The organism is Roseateles sp. FW305-36 (genome assembly GCF_058787015.1).
Genome location: NZ_JBYSZK010000004.1, coordinates 1 through 19,367, shown reverse-complemented (window position 1 = coordinate 19,367; position 19,367 = coordinate 1). Strand labels below are relative to the sequence as shown.

General features: G+C 67.3%; 22 protein-coding genes. 4 read left to right on the top strand and 18 right to left on the bottom strand.

Annotated features, from left to right (window positions below):
- Positions 1-64: 64 nt before the first annotated feature.
- Together AC3WOE_RS08760 and AC3WOE_RS08755 are read left to right on the top strand one after the other, a co-directional pair.
- Positions 65-1,234: an ABC transporter permease gene (locus AC3WOE_RS08760; protein WP_492689779.1), complete on the top strand. Its 1,170-nt coding sequence runs from the start codon at positions 65-67 to the stop codon at positions 1,232-1,234.
- A gap of 1 nt (position 1,235) precedes the next feature.
- The gene (locus AC3WOE_RS08755) at positions 1,236-2,552 is read left to right on the top strand and encodes an ABC transporter permease (protein ID WP_492689777.1); all 1,317 of its coding nucleotides are present in this window, start codon (positions 1,236-1,238) and stop codon (positions 2,550-2,552) included.
- 146 nt (positions 2,553-2,698) lie between these two features.
- On the opposite strand, the gene AC3WOE_RS08750 is transcribed toward AC3WOE_RS08755, so the two are convergent.
- The 3 genes from AC3WOE_RS08750 to AC3WOE_RS08740 form a co-directional block, all read right to left on the bottom strand.
- Positions 2,699-3,772, bottom strand: a complete 1,074-nt coding sequence (locus AC3WOE_RS08750; RefSeq protein WP_492689775.1) for an MBL fold metallo-hydrolase — start codon at positions 3,770-3,772, stop codon at positions 2,699-2,701.
- Positions 3,751-4,200: a DUF2147 domain-containing protein gene (locus AC3WOE_RS08745; protein ID WP_492689774.1), complete on the bottom strand. Its 450-nt coding sequence runs from the start codon at positions 4,198-4,200 to the stop codon at positions 3,751-3,753. The genes AC3WOE_RS08750 and AC3WOE_RS08745 overlap by 22 nt, the downstream gene beginning before the upstream one ends.
- Positions 4,201-4,312: 112 nt before the next feature.
- The gene (locus tag AC3WOE_RS08740) at positions 4,313-5,290 is read right to left on the bottom strand and encodes an NAD-dependent epimerase/dehydratase family protein (protein ID WP_492689772.1); all 978 of its coding nucleotides are present in this window, start codon (positions 5,288-5,290) and stop codon (positions 4,313-4,315) included.
- 84 nt (positions 5,291-5,374) lie between these two features.
- On the opposite strand from AC3WOE_RS08740, the gene AC3WOE_RS08735 reads away from it, so the two are divergent.
- Positions 5,375-5,917 (top strand): TetR/AcrR family transcriptional regulator, encoded by a 543-nt coding sequence (locus AC3WOE_RS08735; protein ID WP_492689771.1) that lies wholly within the window; start codon positions 5,375-5,377, stop codon positions 5,915-5,917.
- 101 nt (positions 5,918-6,018) lie between these two features.
- Here the strand turns inward: AC3WOE_RS08735 and fliR are convergent, their stop codons facing one another.
- The 13 genes from fliR to fliF all read right to left on the bottom strand — a co-directional run bounded on the left by fliR (position 6,019) and on the right by fliF (position 17,484).
- Positions 6,019-6,783, bottom strand: coding sequence for a flagellar biosynthetic protein FliR (gene fliR, locus AC3WOE_RS08730; RefSeq protein ID WP_492689769.1), 765 nt, complete (start codon positions 6,781-6,783; stop codon positions 6,019-6,021).
- Positions 6,784-7,053: a flagellar biosynthesis protein FliQ gene (fliQ, locus tag AC3WOE_RS08725; protein ID WP_492689768.1), complete on the bottom strand. Its 270-nt coding sequence runs from the start codon at positions 7,051-7,053 to the stop codon at positions 6,784-6,786.
- A 63-nt stretch (positions 7,054-7,116) separates the two neighbouring features.
- The gene (gene fliP / locus AC3WOE_RS08720; protein WP_492689767.1) at positions 7,117-7,866 is read right to left on the bottom strand and encodes a flagellar type III secretion system pore protein FliP; all 750 of its coding nucleotides are present in this window, start codon (positions 7,864-7,866) and stop codon (positions 7,117-7,119) included.
- Positions 7,856-8,179, bottom strand: coding sequence for a FliO/MopB family protein (locus AC3WOE_RS08715; RefSeq protein ID WP_492689766.1), 324 nt, complete (start codon positions 8,177-8,179; stop codon positions 7,856-7,858). The genes fliP and AC3WOE_RS08715 overlap by 11 nt, the downstream gene beginning before the upstream one ends.
- Positions 8,180-8,273: 94 nt before the next feature.
- Positions 8,274-8,720 carry a flagellar motor switch protein FliN gene (gene fliN / locus AC3WOE_RS08710; protein WP_492689765.1) on the bottom strand — a complete coding sequence of 149 codons (447 nt, stop codon included), beginning with the start codon at positions 8,718-8,720 and terminating at the stop codon, positions 8,274-8,276.
- Positions 8,710-9,714: a flagellar motor switch protein FliM gene (gene fliM / locus AC3WOE_RS08705; RefSeq protein ID WP_492689762.1), complete on the bottom strand. Its 1,005-nt coding sequence runs from the start codon at positions 9,712-9,714 to the stop codon at positions 8,710-8,712. The genes fliN and fliM overlap by 11 nt, the downstream gene beginning before the upstream one ends.
- 12 nt (positions 9,715-9,726) lie before the next feature.
- A complete protein-coding gene (locus tag AC3WOE_RS08700; RefSeq protein ID WP_492689761.1) occupies positions 9,727-10,326 on the bottom strand; it encodes a flagellar basal body-associated FliL family protein in 600 nt (199 codons plus the stop codon).
- Positions 10,327-10,450: 124 nt separating this feature from the next.
- Positions 10,451-11,779, bottom strand: a complete 1,329-nt coding sequence (locus tag AC3WOE_RS08695) for a flagellar hook-length control protein FliK (protein ID WP_492689759.1) — start codon at positions 11,777-11,779, stop codon at positions 10,451-10,453.
- Between the two features lie 13 nt (positions 11,780-11,792).
- Entirely contained in the window at positions 11,793-12,248 is a 456-nt protein-coding gene (fliJ, locus tag AC3WOE_RS08690) for a flagellar export protein FliJ (RefSeq protein ID WP_492689758.1), read from the bottom strand.
- 72 nt (positions 12,249-12,320) lie between these two features.
- Positions 12,321-13,748, bottom strand: coding sequence for a flagellar protein export ATPase FliI (fliI, locus tag AC3WOE_RS08685; RefSeq protein ID WP_492689757.1), 1,428 nt, complete (start codon positions 13,746-13,748; stop codon positions 12,321-12,323).
- Positions 13,745-14,524 (bottom strand): FliH/SctL family protein, encoded by a 780-nt coding sequence (locus AC3WOE_RS08680; protein WP_492689755.1) that lies wholly within the window; start codon positions 14,522-14,524, stop codon positions 13,745-13,747. Before AC3WOE_RS08680 ends, fliI begins: the two co-directional genes overlap by 4 nt.
- Positions 14,525-14,674: 150 nt before the next feature.
- Positions 14,675-15,670 carry a flagellar motor switch protein FliG gene (gene fliG / locus AC3WOE_RS08675; RefSeq protein ID WP_492689753.1) on the bottom strand — a complete coding sequence of 332 codons (996 nt, stop codon included), beginning with the start codon at positions 15,668-15,670 and terminating at the stop codon, positions 14,675-14,677.
- Positions 15,671-15,786: 116 nt separating this feature from the next.
- Positions 15,787-17,484, bottom strand: coding sequence for a flagellar basal-body MS-ring/collar protein FliF (gene fliF, locus AC3WOE_RS08670; protein ID WP_492689751.1), 1,698 nt, complete (start codon positions 17,482-17,484; stop codon positions 15,787-15,789).
- Between the two features lie 146 nt (positions 17,485-17,630).
- Between fliF and fliE the strand changes: the two genes are divergently transcribed.
- Complete coding sequence (gene fliE / locus AC3WOE_RS08665) at positions 17,631-17,957, top strand: flagellar hook-basal body complex protein FliE (RefSeq protein ID WP_492689749.1); 327 nt, start codon at positions 17,631-17,633, stop codon at positions 17,955-17,957.
- Positions 17,958-17,967: 10 nt separating this feature from the next.
- On the opposite strand, the gene AC3WOE_RS08660 is transcribed toward fliE, so the two are convergent.
- The gene (locus tag AC3WOE_RS08660; protein ID WP_492689747.1) at positions 17,968-18,456 is read right to left on the bottom strand and encodes a pilus assembly FimT family protein; all 489 of its coding nucleotides are present in this window, start codon (positions 18,454-18,456) and stop codon (positions 17,968-17,970) included.
- Positions 18,453-19,184: a flagellar brake protein gene (locus AC3WOE_RS08655; RefSeq protein WP_492689746.1), complete on the bottom strand. Its 732-nt coding sequence runs from the start codon at positions 19,182-19,184 to the stop codon at positions 18,453-18,455. Before AC3WOE_RS08655 ends, AC3WOE_RS08660 begins: the two co-directional genes overlap by 4 nt.
- Positions 19,185-19,367: the final 183 nt, after the last annotated feature.

Genomic DNA, 19,367 nt, shown 5'->3' with positions numbered 1-19,367 from the left:
CACTTTGTTCGCTGCCCCCCGAGAGGGCGTCCAGCCTCCTTGAGGCGGCTCTGCGGAGGCTGGCATGAAATACCTCCACCTGATCTGGGCCGCGCTGTTCAGGCGCAAGGGGCGGACCTTCCTGACCCTGGTGTCCATCATCACGGCCTTCCTGCTGTTCGGTCTGCTGGACGCGGTGCGTGTCGGCTTCGACCAGGCCGGCAAGAGCGCCAACGGTGCCCAACGCCTGCAGACGGGCTCCAAGCTCAGCTTCATCCAGCTGCTGCCGATGTCGCTGCAGGGTCGCATCTCGCAGATCGACGGCGTCAAGGACGTGGCCTTCGCCAACTGGTTCGGCGGCGCCTACCAGAAGCCCGAGAACCAGGTCTTCAGCTTCGCCGTGTCGCCCAACTACCTGGACGTCTATCCGGAGATGGAAGTCTCGGCCGAGCAACGCAAGGCCTTCGCCGAGACCAAGGATGGGGCCATCGTCGGCGAGGGCCTGGCGCGCAAGTTCGGCTGGAAGGTCGGCGACCAGGTGCCCATGCAGTCGACCATCTTCCCGGACAAGAACGGCAGCCAGAACTGGCCGTTCAAGATCGTCGGCCTCATCCATGTGGCCGACAAGAAGTCCGGCGCCTGGTACGACCAGATGTTCTTGCTGAACTGGAAATACTTCGACGACACGACGCCCTGGAACCAGGGGCAGGTGGGCTGGTATGTGACGCGTGTCAAGGACGTCAACCAGGCCGACCGTGTGCTCAAGGCCATCGACGAGATCTCGGCCAACTCCGACCACGAGACCCGCACCCAGACCGAGGCGGCGGCCATGTCCAGCTGGATGAAGCAGGTGGCCGACATCAACCTCATCGTCACCTCCATCATGGGCGCGGTGTTCTTCACGCTGCTGCTGCTGGCCGGCAACACCATGATGCAGGCCGTGCGCGAGCGCACCGGCGAGATTGCGGTGCTCAAGACCCTGGGCTTCTCGGGCGAGAGTGTGCTGTCCATGGTGCTGGCGGAGTCGGTGCTGCTGTTGCTGCTGGGTGGTGCGGTGGGCTTGCTGCTGGCCAGCGTCATCGGCCCCGCCGTGAGCGCCGGCAGTGGTGGCGCGCTCAATCTGCCGGCGGCGGGCGCCGCGAGCTGGATCACCGGCATCGGCCTGGCCCTGTTCTTCGGCCTGGCGGTGGGCGCACTGCCAGGCCTGAGAGCGATGCGCGTCAACATCACCGATGCACTCGCCGGGAGGGCATGACATGAAATTCCTGAAAAATTTGGGCCTCGTCCTTCTGACCATCGTCATGCTGGTGGCCTGGGTGGCCATGCCTTGGTTCGGCGCCCTGGCGCTGGCCGTGCTGCTGGCGCTGTGGATGTTCCTGTTCCGCACCGGCATGCAAACCCGTTCGGTCGCGTCGGTGGGCATCAGCACGCTGACCCAGCGCCTGGGTTCGTCGGCCGTCATCGTCGTCGGCATCGCCGGCGTCGTGGGCGTGCTGGTGGCCCTGCTGGCCATGGCCGAGGGCTATGGCCAGACGCTGCGCAACTCGGGCAGCCTGGACACGGCCATCGTCATGCGCGGCGCCTCGGCCAACGAGGTCTCGTCCTCGCTGAGCCGCGAGGACATCGTGCAGATCGAGCAGGCCCCGGGCGTGGCCCGCAACGCCAAGGGCGAACCGATCCTCTCGGCCGAGACCGTGGTGGCGGCCAACCTGCCCATCAAGGGCGGCAAGGCCGACGAGTCGGGCAGCGCCCAGGTGCGCGGCATCAGCGAGGCGGCCTTCGCAGTGCGGCCCAATGCCAAGATCATCGAGGGCCGCATCTTCCAGCCGGGCCTGCGCGAGATCGTCGTCGGCAAGGGCGCGGTGCGGCAGTTCGCGGGGCTCAAGGTCGGTGCCACGCTGAAGCTGGGCAACCAGCCCTGGACCATCGTCGGCATCTTCGCCTCGGGCGACGCGATGGAGTCGGAGCTATGGGCCGATGCCAATGTCGTCAACGACAGCTACAAGCGCGGCAGCGGCCGCAACTCGGCGACGGTCAAGCTCGAGAACCCGGCGGCCATCAAGGCCTTCGGCGATGCGCTCGAGGCCAACCCGCAGCTCAAGGTCAAGGCCAGCACGACGCTGGACTTCTTCGCCAAGCAGAGCGAGCAGATGACCAAGGTGTTGCGCATCATCGGCATCGTGGTCGGCTCCATCATGGCCGTCGGCGCCGTCTTCGGCGCGCTGAACACCATGTTCGCGGCCGTGGCGGCGCGCGCCCGCGAGATCGCGACGCTGCGCGCCATCGGCTTCCGCGGCCTGCCCGTCGTCGTCGCAGTGATGCTGGAGACGACGCTGCTGGCCCTGGTCGGGGGCCTCATCGGCGGCGGCATCGCCTGGCTGATCTTCAACGGCTACGAGGCCTCGACGATGGCGGCCGGCTCGGTCGGCAAGCTCAGTTTCAACCTGGCGGTGTCGCCTCAGCTGCTGTGGGAGGGCATCAAATGGGCCCTGGCCATCGGCTTTGTCGGCGGGCTGTTCCCGGCGGTGCGGGCGGCATCGCTGCCGGTGACGACCGCGCTGCGCGAGGCCTGAGTCTGCATTGGGGGAGTCGGCGGCAGGCTGCTTGGTTGGCAGCCCTCGCCGACAGCGGGCCGGTTGCTTGCCGGCGCTCCAGCGCGAGGCGCGAGCAACGCCGAAAGAGAATCTCGCGAGCACTTTTGTCCGGTGTGATCGGCAAGTCACGAACTTCCTTGGCGGTCGCGTTGATCATCCGGCACCTGCCAGACGTGGCCAGGGCGCATCGCCTGGAAGCGGTGCGGCCGCAACCCTGCTCGATGCGCTGCGTCTGTGAACCGCCGGCCCGGATCCTCAAGGGGTTCGTTCGTCAAGCGGAAGGTCGCCCAGTGATGCCCCATGACGTTGTTCGCCTGCAGGTCGAGGGCGGCTTGCACCGCCTCCTCAGGATTCATGTGTGCATACCCCACGAACCACCGAGGCTCATAGCCCCCAATGGGCAAGATCGCCAGCCGAAAGGGGCCATGTCGGCGGGCCGCGATCTTGAAATGCTCACCGTTTCCGTAGCCAGTGTCGCCCGCGAAGTAGACAGATCCGGCCGGCGTTTCCAGAACGAACGCCGCCCAGAGCGAAAGATTCTGGTCCATCGCCCCGCGCGCTGACCAATGCTGCAGCGGCTCCGCGGTCACGCGGATGGGTCCCTTGCCGACCGAATCGCCCCAGTCAAGCTCGACCGCCTGGAGCTTCTTGTCCATGGTCCGCATCGTGGCGAGGTTCCCGAGCGGCGCGACGATCAGCGGTCGGTCGCGTTTCCATAGACGGGCCAGGGTGTCGACGTCCAGATGGTCATAGTGATTGTGAGATACGAGCACCACGTCTATCGGCGGCAGATTCTCGAAAGCGACCCCTGGTGGGGACACGCGCTTGGGGCCGGCGAACGGTACGGGCGACGCCCTCTGCGACCACACAGGATCGGTCAAGATGTTGACCCCTGCCACCTGGATCAGGACCGTGGCATGGCCGACATAGGACACGCGCATCTCGGTGCCATCGACGCGGCTGGGGGGAAGGTCCTGAGGGGTGCGCACACTCTGCGGCCAGGGTGCTGCTTTCTCGAAGAGCTGCCAGCGCAGGAAGCCCCAGAAAGCGCCGTCAGGCGGAGCTTCGGCATTGCGGAAATGACGGCCGTCGAAGTGATCGGTGGCCGGCCCGTCGTGGCGAGTCGCGCAGCCCAGCAATCCCAGCAGCGTCGCCATGCCGGCCAGCGCCGACCCGATCAGCCCGCCTCGCGCAGCCACTTCTGGCTCCTGCCGAAGAGGGACACGCCCATGAAGCCACGGACGACCAGCGTCTTGCCACCGTCTTCGAGCTTGAAGTTGCATCGGTACACGGAGCCGGTGTCGGGATCCAGGATGTCGCCGCCGGAATACTCGCCCTTCTCAAGCTTCACATTGCGCATCAGCACGAGGCCAATGAAGGGCTGGTCCTTGCGTTCATCGGTGCAAGCCGTGCACTTGCGTCCTTCTTCGCCCGGTGTGAGGCTGCGCTCGATGCGCGCGAAGTAACGCCCGTCTTGCTCGTAGACGCGCACGATGCCTCGCGGCTTGCCTGTGTTGTCGTCCATCGTTCGCCACAAGCCGAGCGGCGACTGGGCTTCGTCAGCCGCATGGACAGGGTGGCCCGCGAAGAGCAGGGTGATGGCAGTCAGTGCGAGCAGTTTGCGCATGAATGGTTCCGGTTGGGAGAGCGGGGGCAAGGCGTCGTCGCTCGGAGCGGCTGCCGGCTCAGGTCGAGCCCATGTCACCCCATGCAGGCGGGCTCATGGAGGGAGAGCAACCTCAGACGGTCACCATGGACCGCAGCCCCTGGTCGCGCGTCACCTCAGGCCGGTAGCCCAGTTCGCGTTGCGCCTTCCGGATGTCCAAGGTGAAAGGTTGGCCGATGAGGCGGAGCATCTGCCGCGTGATCGGGGGCTCGCCTTTGCGGGAGAACGTCCGCCATGCCCACTCCATGACGCTGGCCATCACCCAAGCGACGGGGAGTGGTGCAGACGCACGCGGTGGCTTGATGGATCGCGTTTCCAGCAATCCAGAAATCACTTGCTTGAGCGTGCTGTCCTGGTCGTCGCTGACGAAGTAGGCCTCGCCCGCTTTGCCCTTGATCGCGGCCAGTTCGAGGGCCTGGCACACGTTGTCCACGTGCGCCGTCGACATGGCCTGCGACCCGTCGCCGACCCAGCGGAATTGGCCCGCCTTGACCGTTTCAACCATGTGATCCAGTGTCGGCATGCCCGCCCCCCAGATCATCGGCGGCCGCACCACGACAGTCTCGAACACGCCAGGCTTGTTGCTGCTCATCACCAATGCCTCGCTGCGCGCCTTTGAAGCGCTATAGGGCGCCCAGGAGCGCTCCTGCAGAGGCAGTGTTTCGTTGACCCTCAGCATGGGCTCCATGTCGCCCATCACGACGGCAGCCGCACCCAGCTGAATGAAGCGCCCGACGGACGCGGTTGCTGCGGCCTTCAGCAGACGAGACGTGCCGTCAACGTTGGTGCGTTCGAACTCGGTTGGGTCACCCCATAGCTTGAAGTGAGCCGCAACGTGGAACACCACGTCACAGCCCATCGCGGCATGGGTCAGCGCAGCGATGTCGTCGAGCGAACCCCGCATGGGTTGCGCACCCCTGCTGCCTACAATTCGCGCGGCTTCGTCGCTGCGCGCAAGCGCCCTGACTTTCCACCCCTTCGCAACAAGCCGCTCAATGAGCCTGCCGCCGACGAAGCCAGAACCGCCCGTAACAAGGCATGTGACAGACATCGAGCACCTCCGTATATCAGTGATATATGGAATGTATATCGTTGATATAGTCCTCGTCAAGCGATGGGGCGATCGAGGACATGGATGGATACCGAAACGGTGATTCTTGACGCGGCTGCTGCGCTGCTTGAGGCGCAAGGTCCTGGGGCACTGACGACCCGCGCGGTTTGCGAAGCTGCGGGCATCAAGGCGCCCACGCTCTATCACCACTTCGGCGACAAGGACGGCATGGAGCGGGCTCTGATCCGCCGCGGGATGTCCGATTTCATGCGACGCAAGCTGCAGTCACCGGCGTCGGCAGACCTTCTGGACCAGTTGCGTGAGGGATGGGATGTCGCGCTTGAATTCGCGCTCAAGCGTCCGGCGCTGTATGCGCTGCTGGCACACCATGTTCGCGCTGAGCCAGCGCTGGTCGCCGATGCCTATGCGCTCATGCAGTCCCGTGTCCAGAGGCTTGTAGACATGGGTCGACTGCAAGGGCCGGTTGATGCCACCGCGCGGGTCGTCTGGGCGGCCTCCCAGGGCGCGCTATCGCTGGTGAACCACGGGCTCGCGCGCAAGGATATTCTGGCCGCGAGCAATCTCCTCTTCGAAGCCATCATCGGCAAGCTTTCAGCCCCCCGGTAGCTTCGGGAAGTCCTCGCGAGGAAAGGCGGCGCAGCAGCCGCGGCCACGTTCGCCTTCGCTGGCGGAGCCGAACGCCAGCTGATCCCCGCATCAGCAGGCCGCTAGCTGAACGCCGCCAGCAACCTCTCCAGCGCCACGGTAAAAGGCGTCTGCATCAGCGGCAGTGTGGCCACCATGCCGATCAGGCCGATGCTGATGGTCAGCGGGAAGCCGACGGAAAAGACGCCGATCTGGGGCGCGACGCGCGAGATCACGCCGAGCACGAGGTTGACGAACATCAGCATCGTGATCAGCGGCAGCGCGATCCACAGGCCGATGCTGAAGATCTCGGCCCCCCACTGCTGGGGCATCGCCACGCGCAGGAAGGCGAAGGGCTCGGTGCCGACCGGAAAGGAGTGGAAGCTCTGGATCAGCGCATTGATCAGCAGCAGGTGGCCGTTGATGGCGATGAAGAGGAAGGCCACCATGCTGCCGAAGAAGCGCGCGCTGGCCGTGCCCTGGGCGCCGGTGCCGGGGTCGAAGAAGCCGGCGAAATTCAGGCCCATCTGCAGGCCGATGACTTCACCGGCGAATTCCAGCGCCGCGAACACGATGCGCACCGCGAAGCCCATGGCCAAGCCGATCAGCAGCTGCTGGGCCACCAGCAGGGTCAGGCCGGGCAGGGAGTCGAGCGGCGTGACCGGCATCTCCGGCAGCGAGGGCTGGGCCGCCACGGCGATGAAGAGGGACAGGCCGATGCGCAGCCGCAGCGGCACGTTGCGCTGGCTGAAGGTCGGCATACCGGCGAACAGGGCCAGCGTGCGGATGAAGGGCCAGAGCAGCGGGTTCAACCACGCCAGCAGCTGGGCTTCGGTGACCGAGAACATTCAGCCGACAACCTGAGGAATCGTCATCAGCGTGCGCTGGATGTACTCCACCAGCGTCGTCATCATCCAAGGCCCGGCGATGGCGAGGGTCAGGATGGCGGCGACGACCTTGGGCACGAAGGACAGCGTCGCCTCGTTGATCTGCGTGGCTGCCTGGATCACGCTGATGACGACGCCGACCAGCAGCACGACGATGAGGATGGGTGCGGCCACCAGCATCATCATGTAGAGGCCTTGCTGGCCGAAGGTGAAGACTTGTTGGGCGTCCATGGGTTGTTTTCTTTGCGGGACGGACCTGACGGCGTACTCGCCGGCTGCTCTGTCCCCAACTGATCAAGTCACAAAGCTGGCTGCGAGAGAGCCAAGAAGAAGATTCCAGCCATCAGCCAATACGAACAGCATCAGCTTGAAGGGCAGGGCGACGAGCACGGGCGACAGCATCATCATGCCCAGGCTCATCAGCACGCTCGCCACGATCATGTCGATGACGAGGAAGGGGATGAAGATCAGGAAGGCGATCTGGAAGGCGCTTTTCAGCTCGCTGGTCACGAAGGCCGGCACCAGCACCTTGAAAGGCACTTCCTCGGGCTTGACGCTGGCGTCCAGCTTGGCCAGGCGCGAGAACAGGGCCACGTCGGCCTGGCGGGTCTGCTTGAGCATGAAGCCGCGCATCGGCACTTCGGCGCGCTTCAGGGCCTCGTCGAACTGGATGGTGCCGGCGCTGTAGGGCTGCCAGGCGTCGGCATAGACCTTGTCCAGCGTCGGGCTCATGACGAAGAAGGTCAGGAACAGCGACAGGCCGACGATGACCTGGTTGGGCGGCGCCGATTGCGTGCCCAGGGCCTGGCGCATCAGGCTCAGCACGATGGCGATGCGCGTGAAGGCCGTCATCATCAGGATGACCGCAGGCAGGAAACCCAGGGCCGTGAAGAACAGCAGGGTCTGGATGGGCACCGAATAGCTGCCGCCCGCGCCCTGGCCGATCAGCAGGGGCAGGGAGGCTGGCGGGGTCTGGTTCTGCTGGGCGAAGGCGGCGCCGGCAGCGAGCAGCAACGTGGCGCCAAGCAGGGGCTTAAGACGCATCTTGGCGCTCCTTGCTCAGCAGCTTGGCAAAGCTTGCAGCTGCCACGGGCTCGGCCTGCGGCGGCATCACATGCAGCGTCGTGATGTTCTGGGCGGTGGCGCCCAGCACCAGCCAGCGGCGGTCCTCGCCCTGGCCGACCTCGACGACGAGGAGGCGTTGGTTGGGGGCCGTGGGCAGCTGGGCCACGACGCGCAGCACGCCGGCCGCCGCCGCGCCGCCCAGGGGCGTGCGCTTGAGCAGCCACAGCGCGACCGGGATCAGCGCGACGATGGCGAGGAACCACAGAAAGGGGAGCAGGCCGGAAGCATTCATGCCTCGGCATTCTGCGGACGGACTTGAGCTGCCGAACCCCCTAAATGGCCCGGCAAACCCTTGGTTGTCCAAAGACTGCGCCAGCGGCGCCGGTTCAGGCAGCCTTTGAGAGGCGGCGCATGCGCTCCGACGGCGTGACGATGTCCGTCAGCCGGATACCGAACTTGTCATTCACGACCACCACTTCGCCCTGGGCGATCAGATAGCCGTTGACCAGCACGTCCATGGGTTCGCCGGCCAGGGCGTCCAGTTCCACGACCGAGCCCTGGGCAAGTTGCAGGATGTTCTTGATCGGGATGCGGGTGCGGCCGAGTTCCACCGTCAGCTGGACGGGGATGTCCAGGATCATGTTGATGTCGTTGCCCGGACCCGCGCCGGTGGTCGGCGTGAAGTTGGCGAAGCTGGGCGTGGAGACCTGCTCCGGCACCTCGGCGACGACTTCGGTCGCGACGGATGGGGCGGGCGCGGCCTCGGCCAGCGCCGCGGCCCATTCGGCCGCCATCGCGTCTTGTTCTTCTTGGCTGGGTGAATCAGGACTCATGTTTGGCTCCCAACCAGCTCTCCTGGGAGCCAGTCAGCATCTTGTCGATCTTCAGGGCGTAGCGACCATTGGACGTGCCGTAGTGGCAGTCGAAGACGGGCACCCCGTCCACCTTGGTCTGGATCTGGGGTTCCAGGTCCAGCTCGATGAAGTCGCCCGGCTTGAAGGCCAGCAGCTGCTCCACCGTGGCCGGCGCGGTGCCCAGCTCGGCCACCAGTTCCACCTCGGCGGCCTGGATCTGCGTCTTCAGGAGGTTGATCCAGCGCCGGTCGGGCTCGGAGGAGTCGCCGACGGTCGTGGAATACAGCACGTCGCGGATGGGCTCCAGCGTCGAGTAGGGAATGCAGAAATAGATGGTGCCGCTGGTCTCGCCGATCTCCAGCGTGAAGGACGTCGACACGACGATCTCGCTGGGCGTGGCGATGGTGGCGAACTGGGGCTGCATCTCCGAACGCTGGTATTCCAGCTCGAGCGGATAGATGCCCTTCCAGGCCTTGTGGTATTCGGCGAGGATGACCTCGACGATGCGGGTGATGACGCGCTGCTCGGTGGGCGAGAAGTCACGGCCCTCGATGCGGGCGTGGAACTTGCCGATGCCGCCGAACAGGGAGTCGATGACGGCGAACACCAGCGTCGGGTCGCAGACGATCAGCCCGCTGCCGCGCAGCGGCTTGACCGAGACGATGTTGAAGTTGGTCGGGACGACGATCTCGCGCAGGAAGGCGCTGTACTTCTGCACCTTGATGCCGCCGATGGCGACTTCCGGGCTCTTGCGGATGAAGTTGAACAGGCCGACGCGGATATTGCGCGCGAACCGCTCGTTGATGATTTCCATCGTGGGCATGCGCCCACGAACGATGCGTTCCTGGCTGGCGAGGTTGTACTCGCGTATGCCGCCTACCTGCTCCTCTTCGGCCTCGAGCTTCTGGCTCTCGCCGGTGATGCCCTGGAGCAGTGCATCGACTTCGTCTTGGGAAAGGATCTGCTGATTCATGGCCGATCCGGCTTACTGCACGATGAAGTTGGAGAACAGGACCTGCGACACGGGGCTTTCCACGTGGGCCTTTTTCTTCTTCTTTTTCTTGGGTGCGTCGCTGGCGGCCGCGGGGTCGTCCTCTTCGTCATCAAGCTCGATGCCCATGGGGCGCACCGACTCGCGCATGATGTCCTTGGCGAGCTTTTCCTTGCCCTCGCGGGTCAGCAACTCGGCGGCCGTCTTGTGCGCCAGCACCATCAGCACATTGCTGCGGATGGCGGGCATGTAGGCCTTGATCTGGTCGGCGAACTTGGGGTCGTCGACCTGCAGCGTCACGCCGACCTGGGCGAAACGGTCCACGTCCTTGTCGGCCAGGTTGACCGTGAAGGGGTCCAGCGGCACGAAGGTGGGCGGGTGGTCGCTCTTGGCGTGGGCCTTGGCCTTGGCCGGGGCCTCGGTGGTCTCGGCGCCGTCCTCGCCATCTTCGGCGGGCGGCTTCTTCTTCAGCAACATGACGGCCGCGCCACCGCCCACCAGCACCAGCACGAGCACGGCGGCAATGATGATGATGAGCTTCTTGCTGCCGCCCCCCTTGGGTGCAGCGGCTTCGGCAGCCGGCGCAGTCGCCATGTGAACTCCTTGAACGGGCCTTGCCCACTGCGGGCAATGGGCCCATGCGCTCGATTATTGACCTCGGACCCGCCGGCCAAGCGTCGATTAGCTTGAGTGAGGCGTGGCTATTTCCGCTACAGCTTCAGGCAAATGTGTCGAGCAGGCCGACGCTGCGGCGAATGGGAGCTGCCGTGGCGCTGGCGGCGACGCGCCCGCCACCGGTATTTGTGCGCGAACCGCGGCCGTCGGAGCCGTTGCCGGCTTCCGCCTCGCCACCCTTGGAACCTTGCTGGGCCTGCTGGAACACACCGCCACCGGACAGCGTCAGGCCTTGGCTCTGCAGCGCCGCGGCCAGGTCGGGCAGGCTTTGCTCCAGGGCCTGGCGGGTGTCAGCCTGGGCGGCGTGGAAGGACACCTGGGCCTGCGAGCCGTCGACGACGATCTGCACGGCCACTGGGCCCATGTCGGCCGGGTTGAGCTGCAGCTCGGCCTGCTGCACGCCGTCAACCGCCAGCAGGCTGACGCGGGCGCCGAGCTCGGACGCGAAGGCATTGCTCTGCACGGCGGCATGCACCTGGCCGGTCGCCGTCACCGAAGAGGTGTCGGTCGCCGCCGCCGCGGTGGGCATGGCCTGGGCCAGCAGGGCGGAAAAATTGGGTGCGGCGGCATCGACCGAGCCGGCCATGCGCGGAGCGGCTTCGCCGGGCGCGGCCGTGGCAGTCTTCAGCGCTTCGCTGGCGGCGCCTTGAGCAGCCGTGGCCTTGTCGGCGGCGAGCTCGATGCCTTTGGCGCGGGGCGCGTCGGTGGCGCGCGCATGCGTGTCAGCGGGCCGCTGCTGTTCGCTGGTCACGGCAGCGCCGGTGTCGCCGGCGTCGCCGCGGGGCTTGGTGTCGGTGGTGGCCTCGTCGGTCGCGACACGGCCGGCGCGGGCAGCCCGAGCACCCTTGACGCCGGACTCGTTGGCGGCATCCGCGGCACCCGGCAGGCCTGGCGTGACGGGCTGGGGCGTGGTGGTCTGCGGCGGCACGGCCATGCCGATGAGCTGGGTGAATTCGTTCAGGCCCGAGGTCTCCGGGTCCTTGTCGCCGGCGGCCTTGGCGTCGTCGGTTTCGGTGCTGTCCTGGCTGGCCTCGGTCGCCTTGGCGTCCTTGGCAGGGGCCTTGCCGGCGTCCTTGGCGTCGGGGGCTGGCGCTGGTGCGGCCGGCTTGGCCGAAGTGGCGTTGCCGTCCTTGCGGCGCGTCGACGCCGTGTTGGGCGCCGGGGCCGGTGCGGCCTTGGCCTGGGCGGCCGTGTCAGGCTCGCTGGGCACGGGGTCGGGATGGGCCGGCGGCTGGAGGGGCTGGTCGTTCAGGAATTGCGCAAAGCTCGGACCGCCGGCGCTGCCGGAGCCGGGCAGAGCGGTCTGAGGCGCCTGGACGGCCGGCGGCATGGCGGCCGGCTTGGGCGTGACGGATTGGGCGCTGCTGAGCATGGTGTCCGGCTCCTCAGGCGTGGGCCATGCGACGCAGATGGGCGCGCGCGGCGAATTCGTCGGCGGCGCTCTGCTCGCGGCGCTGGGCGACCTTGTCGGCTTCGGCCTGGCGGCGCGCGATCAGCTGGCGCAGCGCGGCGACGCGCATCTCGGCCTGGCCGAGGGCCTCTCGGGCACGCTGCTGGCGCTGGTCGGCGTGATTGGCGACGTGGCCCTGGGTGTCGACGGCCTGGTCGATGCGCCGTCCGAAGCTCTGGTAGCAGCCGACGATGTCCATGGTCGTGGCCTGGGCGAAGCTCTGTGTCCAGCGTTGCTGGTAGTCCTGGCGATAGCCGGCCAGCTCGCCGTGCTGGGCGCGCGCGGCCTGCGCCTGGTTGCTGGCGGCATGCAGGGCCTGTGCGGCGGCATCGCGCTCGTTCTCGGCGCGTTCCAGCAGCAGGGCCAGCGTGTCTTTTGCGTTTGCACTCATTCAACTTCTCCAGCGCAGCGCCAGACCCGCGGGCCGGCGCTCATTCGATATCGGCGGGCGCCACCCGGAGGTTTAGGCGCCTTGGACCACGGCCTGCAATTGGCTGACGCTGGCGTGAAGAAGTGCCGGGCTGTGCATGTCCTGCTGCAGCAGCCGCGTCATGTCGGCATGCAGGCGAACGGCCAGGTCCAGCTCGGGGTCGGCGCCCGGGGCATAGGCACCGAGCTGGATCAGGTCGCGGGCCTTGTTGTATTTCGCCAGAAGCTGGCGGAATCGACGCGCGGAATCGACCTGGTTTTGGGGTGCAACACTGGTCATCACCCGGGAAATGGAGCGCTCGATGTCGATGGCCGGGTAGTGGCCGGCCTCGGCAAGCTCGCGTGACAGCACGATGTGGCCGTCCAGGATGCCGCGCGCCGCATCGGCGATGGGGTCCTGGGGATCGTCGCCCTCGGTCAGTACCGTGTAGAAGGCCGTGATGGATCCCTCACCCGGCAGGCCGTTGCCGCTGCGCTCCACCAGCTGGGGCAGCTTGGCGAAGCAGCTGGGCGGATAGCCCTTGGTGGCCGGCGGCTCGCCGATGGCGAGAGCAATTTCACGCTGGGCCATGGCGTAGCGGGTCAGCGAGTCCATCAGCAGCAGCACGTGGCGGCCCTGGTCGCGGAAATATTCCGCGATCGCGGTGGCGTAGTGGGCGCCCTGCATGCGCATCAGCGGCGGCGCGTCAGCGGGTGCCGCGACGACGACGCTGCGCTGGCGACCCTCGTCGCCGAGGATGTCCTCGATGAATTCCTTGACCTCGCGGCCGCGTTCGCCGATCAGTCCGACGACGATGACGTCGGCTTGCGTGTAGCGGGCCATCATGCCCAGCAGCACCGACTTGCCGACGCCGGTGCCGGCAAACAGCCCGAGGCGCTGGCCGCGGCCGACGGTCAGCATGGCGTTGATGGCGCGCACGCCGGTATCGAGAGGCGTGCGCACCGGGTCGCGATCCATCGCATTGATGGGGCGCCGCACCATGGGCTCGTTATGGATGTTGGTCAGCTCGCCGCCGCGGTCCAGCGGGTGGCCGTGGGGGTCGACGACGCGGCCCAGCAGGCCGTCGCCCATGGGCAGGTGCAGGCCGCGGTCCTCGCCGCGGCGCCAGGGATGCAGAGGCTGGCCCAGCTGGGGCGCCAGCGGCGGCAGGTGGCGCGGCACGACCGAGGCGCCGCTGGACAGGCCCTGGACCTCGTCGGTGGGCATCAGATAGGCGCGGTCCCCCGAGAAGCCGACGACCTCGGCATTCACCGGCGCCGAGCCGCGGCGCGGGTTGTTGCCGCTGCTGGGCATCTGGATGCGGCAGACCGAACCCATCGGCACCTTGATGCCCGTGGCTTCCAGCACCAGGCCGGCGACGCGTACCAGCTTGCCCTGGCATTCCAGCGGCGCGGCATTGGCGGCCAGCGTCTCGAGGTCACCCAGGTAGCGTTGCCAGCGGTCGGTTCGAGCGGAGCTCATTCGTCGTCCGCGCCACGGCGGTCTTCCCAGATCGACTGCTGGCCGATGGCCGAGACGGCCTGCTGCCAGCGCGTCGCGATGGTGGCATCGACGCTGGCGACATCGGCGTCGACCTTGACGCCGCCGCGTGGCACTTCGGGGTCGGGAATCAACTGGGCTTCCCGGGCCTGCAGCTCGTTGCCGGCGCCTTCCTGCACGAGGGCGTGGTCGTCAGGGTGGACGCGTACGCGCACATGGCGGGCCGACAGCTGCAGGGCCTCGACGGCGTCATGCGCCACGCGGGCAATCAGCTCGGGGCGCTGTTCGAGCTCGCTGCGCACGACCTGGCGGGCCAGTTCGACGGCGATGCGGGCCACCGCGGCGGCCATCTCGTCTTCCAGCGCGCGCATCTCGTCGTCGAAGCCCGTGACCAGGCCGCCGATCTGCTTGCTCATCTGCTGGGCGAAGCTGTGCTTGAAGGCGTCCAGCGCGGCCATGCCGTCGCGGTAGCCGTCCTGGTAGCCGCTCTGGCGCGCGGCATGCAGCATTTCCTGAGCACTGGGCTCCGGCGGAGGCGGGGGCTGCACCGGCGCCGCGGCGGCGGCTGGTGGCTGGGGCGTGCCCGGGCGCATGGGCGCGAAGGGCGAGGGTGTCGTGTTGCCCAGGTTGTCCATGCTCCAGGCCTTGGCGCCTTGGAGTTCCTCGCCGGGAATGAAGCGGGCATAAGTGCCGCGGCGATCGCTTTCGCGGCGATCGGGTGGCGGCACTTGCCGCGGGGGCTGACGTCCAGTTGCCATGTCAGTTGTCCAAGCGATGCATTTCGGGCCGAGCGCTGGGCCGCTCCCGAGCCGGCCCGCCATGGCGATGTGCTTGTGGCTGGATGCCGCAAGCATCGCCGTCCCCTCGGGGGACCGGCCAAGGTACGCCTTGGACGAGGGGCTTCATGTTCAGACGAACTGGTCGTCGCCGCCGCCGACCAGCACGATCTGGCCTTCGTCGACGAGGCGGCGCACGATCTTGAGCATTTCCTTCTGCTCGGCCTCGACCTCGGACAGGCGCACCGGGCCACGGGTCTCGAGGTCTTCGCGCAGCGTCTCGGCCGCGCGGGTGGACATGTTGCGGAAGATCTTCTCGCGCAGCTCGGCGCTGGCCCCCTTGAGGGCGACGACGAGGCTTTCGCTCTGGACTTCCTTGAGCATGGCCTGGACGCCCTTGTCGTCGATCTTGGTCACATCGTCGAAGGTGAACATGTTGTCCATGATCTTCTGCGCCAGGTCGGAGTCGGCCTCGCGGATGTAGTCCAGCACCGAGGCCTCGACGCTGGAGCCCATCATGTTGATGATTTCCGCGGCCGTCTTGGCGCCGCCCAGCGAGCTCTTCTTCATGCGCTCGCCGCCGGCCAGGATCTGGCTCATGACCTCGTTCAGGTCCTTCAGCGCCGTCGGCTGGATGCCGTCCAGCGTGGCGATGCGGATCAGCACCTCGTTGCGGCCGCGCTCGGTGAAGAGCTTGAGCACGGAGCTGGTCTGGTCGAAGTCCAGGTGGGCCAGGATGGCCGCGATGATCTGCGGGTGCTCGTTGCGCAGCAGCTCGGCCACGCTGGCGGCGTCCATCCACTTCAGGCTCTCGATGGAGGAGACGTCGCTGCCCTGCAGGATGCGGTCCAGCAGCAGGTTGGCCTTGTCCTCGCCGAGGGCCTTGCGCAGCACGGCGCGCACGTATTCGTCGGTGTCGGTGACCAGGGTGCTCTGGGTCTCGGCGACGGCGTCGAACTTGTCGAGCACGGTCTCGACCTGGGCGCGCTTGATGACCTTGAGCTTGGCGATGGTCTCGCCGAGCGCCTGCACTTCCTTGGGCGACAGATGCTTGAAGACCTCGCTGGCTTCCTCTTCGCCCAGCGACATCAACAGGATTGCGGCGTTTTCTATGCCTTTGTCATCCATGATCAAGCCTCACGCAGGGCGTAGTGCCTTCCCAAGCGGCTGCCATGGAACTGGCTTTGCCAGGCCATTGGCGGCGCCCCTTGAGGGGCTCGCGAAGCGAGTAGGGGTGGTCCATGTTATGCGGCAGTTTCGCCCGCCATCCAGTCGCGCACGATATTGGCGACGGCCACGGGATTGTCGCGGGCCAGCAGCCGGGCGCGGTCGAGTTTTTCGTTGTGCACCGGTGCCTCCAGGCGCGGCATGCCATCGGCACCGGGCAGCAGTTCGGCATCGTCGACGACCTCGTCCACCGCCTCGGGCTTGTCTTCGGCCTCCGGCTTGGCAGTGGCGGCCTTGATGGCGGGGCGGATCATGCCGAAGACGGCGATCAGCGCGATGGCGACGAAGGCCAGCGGCACGATGGCGCTGCGGGCGATGTCCAGCAGCCAGGGCTGCTTCCACACCGGCACGTCTGTGGGCTCGGTCTTGTCGACGACGAAGGGTGCGCTGATGACCTTGACGGAGTCGCCGCGGTCGGCGCTGAAGCCCATGGCTTCCTTGACGAGGTCGGTCAGGCGGGTGATTTCTTCGGCCGAGACCGGCTGCTGGGTGGTCTTGCCCTTGGCGTCGGTCACCGAGCGGTGGTTGACGACGATGGCGGCATTCAGGCGCTTGATGTTGCCGACCGAGCCGCGCGTGACGCGCACCGTCTTGTCGAGCTCGTAGTTGGTGACCTGCTCGCGGCGGCTGTTGCCGTTGCCGGCACCGCCCTGGGCGGCCTGCAGCGGGGCGCTGGCGCCGTTGACGGGCGCTGTGGCCGGCACGGGCGGCTGGTTGGTGGCGGCGCCCGGGACGCCGGTGGGCGTGGCGTTGCTGGCGTTGTTGCTCTCGTTGCTCTGGCTGGAGCGCACCGCGGCCTGGGTGTTGGGGCCCTGGTTGGGGCGGTATTCCTCGGCGGTGGCCTCGGTCTGCGAGAAGTCCACGTCGGCAGTGACGGTGGAGCGCAGGTTGTCACGGCCGACGACCGGTTCCAGCAGATCGAAGATGCGCTTGTTGTAGCCGGCTTCGACCTGCTGCTTGTATTGCAGCTGCTGGCTGTCCAGGCCGGTGGCGCTGTCGGCGCCGGCCTGGGAGATCAGGGCCCCGGTCTGGTCGGAGACGCTGACGGCCTTGGGATTGAGTTCGGGCACGGCGTTGGAGACCAGATGCACGATGCCGGCGACCTGGGCGCGGTCCAGGGTGCGGCCGCCGCGCAGCGTCAGGAAGACGCTGGCGCTGGGCTTCTGCTGCTCGCGGAAGAAGCCGTTCTGCTGCGGGATGGCCAGGTGCACGCGGGCGTCGGCCACGTCGGACATGGCGGTGATGGTGCGGGCCAGCTCGCCCTCCAGGCCGCGCTGGAAGTTCAGCCGCTCGGCGAACTGGGTCTGGCCGATGGAGGACTTGTCCATCAGCTCGAAGCCGACGCCGTTGCCGTTGCCGCCCTTGGGCAGGCCCAGGGCGGCGAGCTTCATGCGCAGCTCGTAGACCTGGTTGGCCGGCACGAGGATGGTGCCGCCAGCCTCGTGCCTGTAGGGCACTTGCAGGGCCGACAGCTGGCCGATGACGGCGCCGCCGTCCTTGTCGGCCAGGCCGGAGAAGAGGGGACGGTAGTCGCCCTGGCTGGACCAGAGCGTGATGGCCAGCACGGCGCCGGCCAGGGCCAGCAGGCCGGCGCCCATGGTCAGCTTGCTGCGCAGCGGCAGGCCGTTCAGGCGCTGCACGAAATTGGGCTGGGCGTCGACCGGGGTGATCATCACCGGGGCGGCGGCAGCGGAGGCGCTCAGGGCAGTGTCCATCGGGTGGGCGAATACAGCGGAGGCCGGGGAATCCGGCGATGCGCAAATTATTCGTGCCGCCACCCTCAAGAAAGCGCTGAAGTGGCCGACTCGGCCCGCGCATCTCCGCGCTTCGTGGCCGTGACTTGCTGCCAAAGTCCTGCCCCATGGACATGAAGCTGCGCCCCTTCGACTTTGCCCAGGCTGCCGCCCGCGCAGGCCTGGCGGTCAACGGCACGCCGCTGGCACCCAAGCCGGCCGCCACCACCGGCGCCAGCTTCGGCGATGCCATGACCCAGGCGCTCAAGGGCGTCAGCGCCCAGCAGAACGAGGCCGCCCGCCTGCAGCGAGAGGTGCAGCTGGACAACCCGACCGTCAGCCTGGAAGAGACCATGGTCTCGATGCAGAAGGCGCAGATCGGCTTCCAGGCCACCCTGCAGGTGCGCAACCGCCTGGTCTCGGCCTACTCCGAGATCATGAACATGCAGATCTGAGGCTGCCGCCTCAACAACTGCCTTTTCGCGCGTCTGCTCCGCAGATGGCAGGCCGGCCCAGCGGGTTCAGGTCCAGGTAGAGCTGCTGATTCTTGTCGTTGGAGATGCCGATGCGCGTCCAGTCCAGCGCCCGGCCCATGCCGGCCTGGAAGCTGATGCTCTGGCCCGACTGCAGCAGCGTGCCCTTGTGCTCGCGGTAGTTGATGCTGCCGAGTTCGCAGCGCGGCGTGCCGCTGGCGCAGTCGCAGGGCGCGACGCGGCTGGCACCCCAGCACCACTGGGCGCCGCTGTTGAAGCTGACGTAGATGTTGCGGTTTTCGTCCACGCTGAGGGCGCGGGCGCGACGCAGGTCCAGCTCCAGCAGTTCGGCCACATGGCGCAGGCGCTGGCGGGCCAGATAACTCGCGTAGTTCGGAATGGCCACCGACAGCACGATGCCGATGATGGCGATCACGCAGACGACTTCGATCAGGGTGAAACCACGGGGGCGGCGCGTCATGGATCCAGCTTCAGCAGCCGGCGCCGCTTCTGGGTCTGGTCCACATAGACCTGCAGCGATCGGCTGGCGTTGGCGTCGAGGTCGACAAAGGAGCAGCCCAGTTGCTGCATGCCGCTGGCGTCGCCGGCCACGGGGCTGACGTGGTGCGGCAGCAGGGAGACGCGCAGGGCGCTGATGCGGTCCAGTTCCAGCACCAGGCCCTCGCTGACCTGGCCCAGCGGCAGGGGCGGGGATGGCTGCGGCAGGGCCAGGGCCAGGCCGCCGATGCTGATGTCCAGCACCCTCAGCACATGCCCGAATTCCTCGCCGCCAGGCAGCACGACGCGCGGGAACGCGCTGCCAGCCGGCTGGACGCGGAAGGACTGGCGGCGCTGGAAGCGGTAGAGCCGTTGCGGCAAGGCGCTGCGCAGCACCGTGCCCTGTTCGCCGCTCACGAGGACCGCGGCTTCGAGTTCGAATTGCAGCTTGATGGCGCCGAGGTAGGCCACGGCGGTGATCTCGCCCTCGGCCACCATGGCCTGGCTGATGCCCTGGGGATCGGTGGCGATTTCCAGGCCGATGAGGTCGGCATCGATGTCCAGGGCGACGATATGGCTGGACAGGCTCAGGCCCTGGGGGCCGCTCAGCAGCACGCCAGCGCTCTCGCGCTGCAGCTGCTGCAGATAGGCCGCGATCTCGGCACTGGAGGTGACGCGCAGTTCCTCGGAGGTGGCTTCAGGGGCGCTCATGCCAGGATGGTAGCTGGGCTGCTTGTCTTGCGGGCCGAGCGCCGGGCCGCTCCCTAGCCGGCCCGCCTGGCGATGTGCTTGCCGGTCGATCCGGCAAGCATCGCCATCCCCTTGTATCTTCCCAATTGGACGCTCAGCCGGTGTTGCTGAGAGTCTGCGATGTCGCGGTCGCTGCGCCAAACC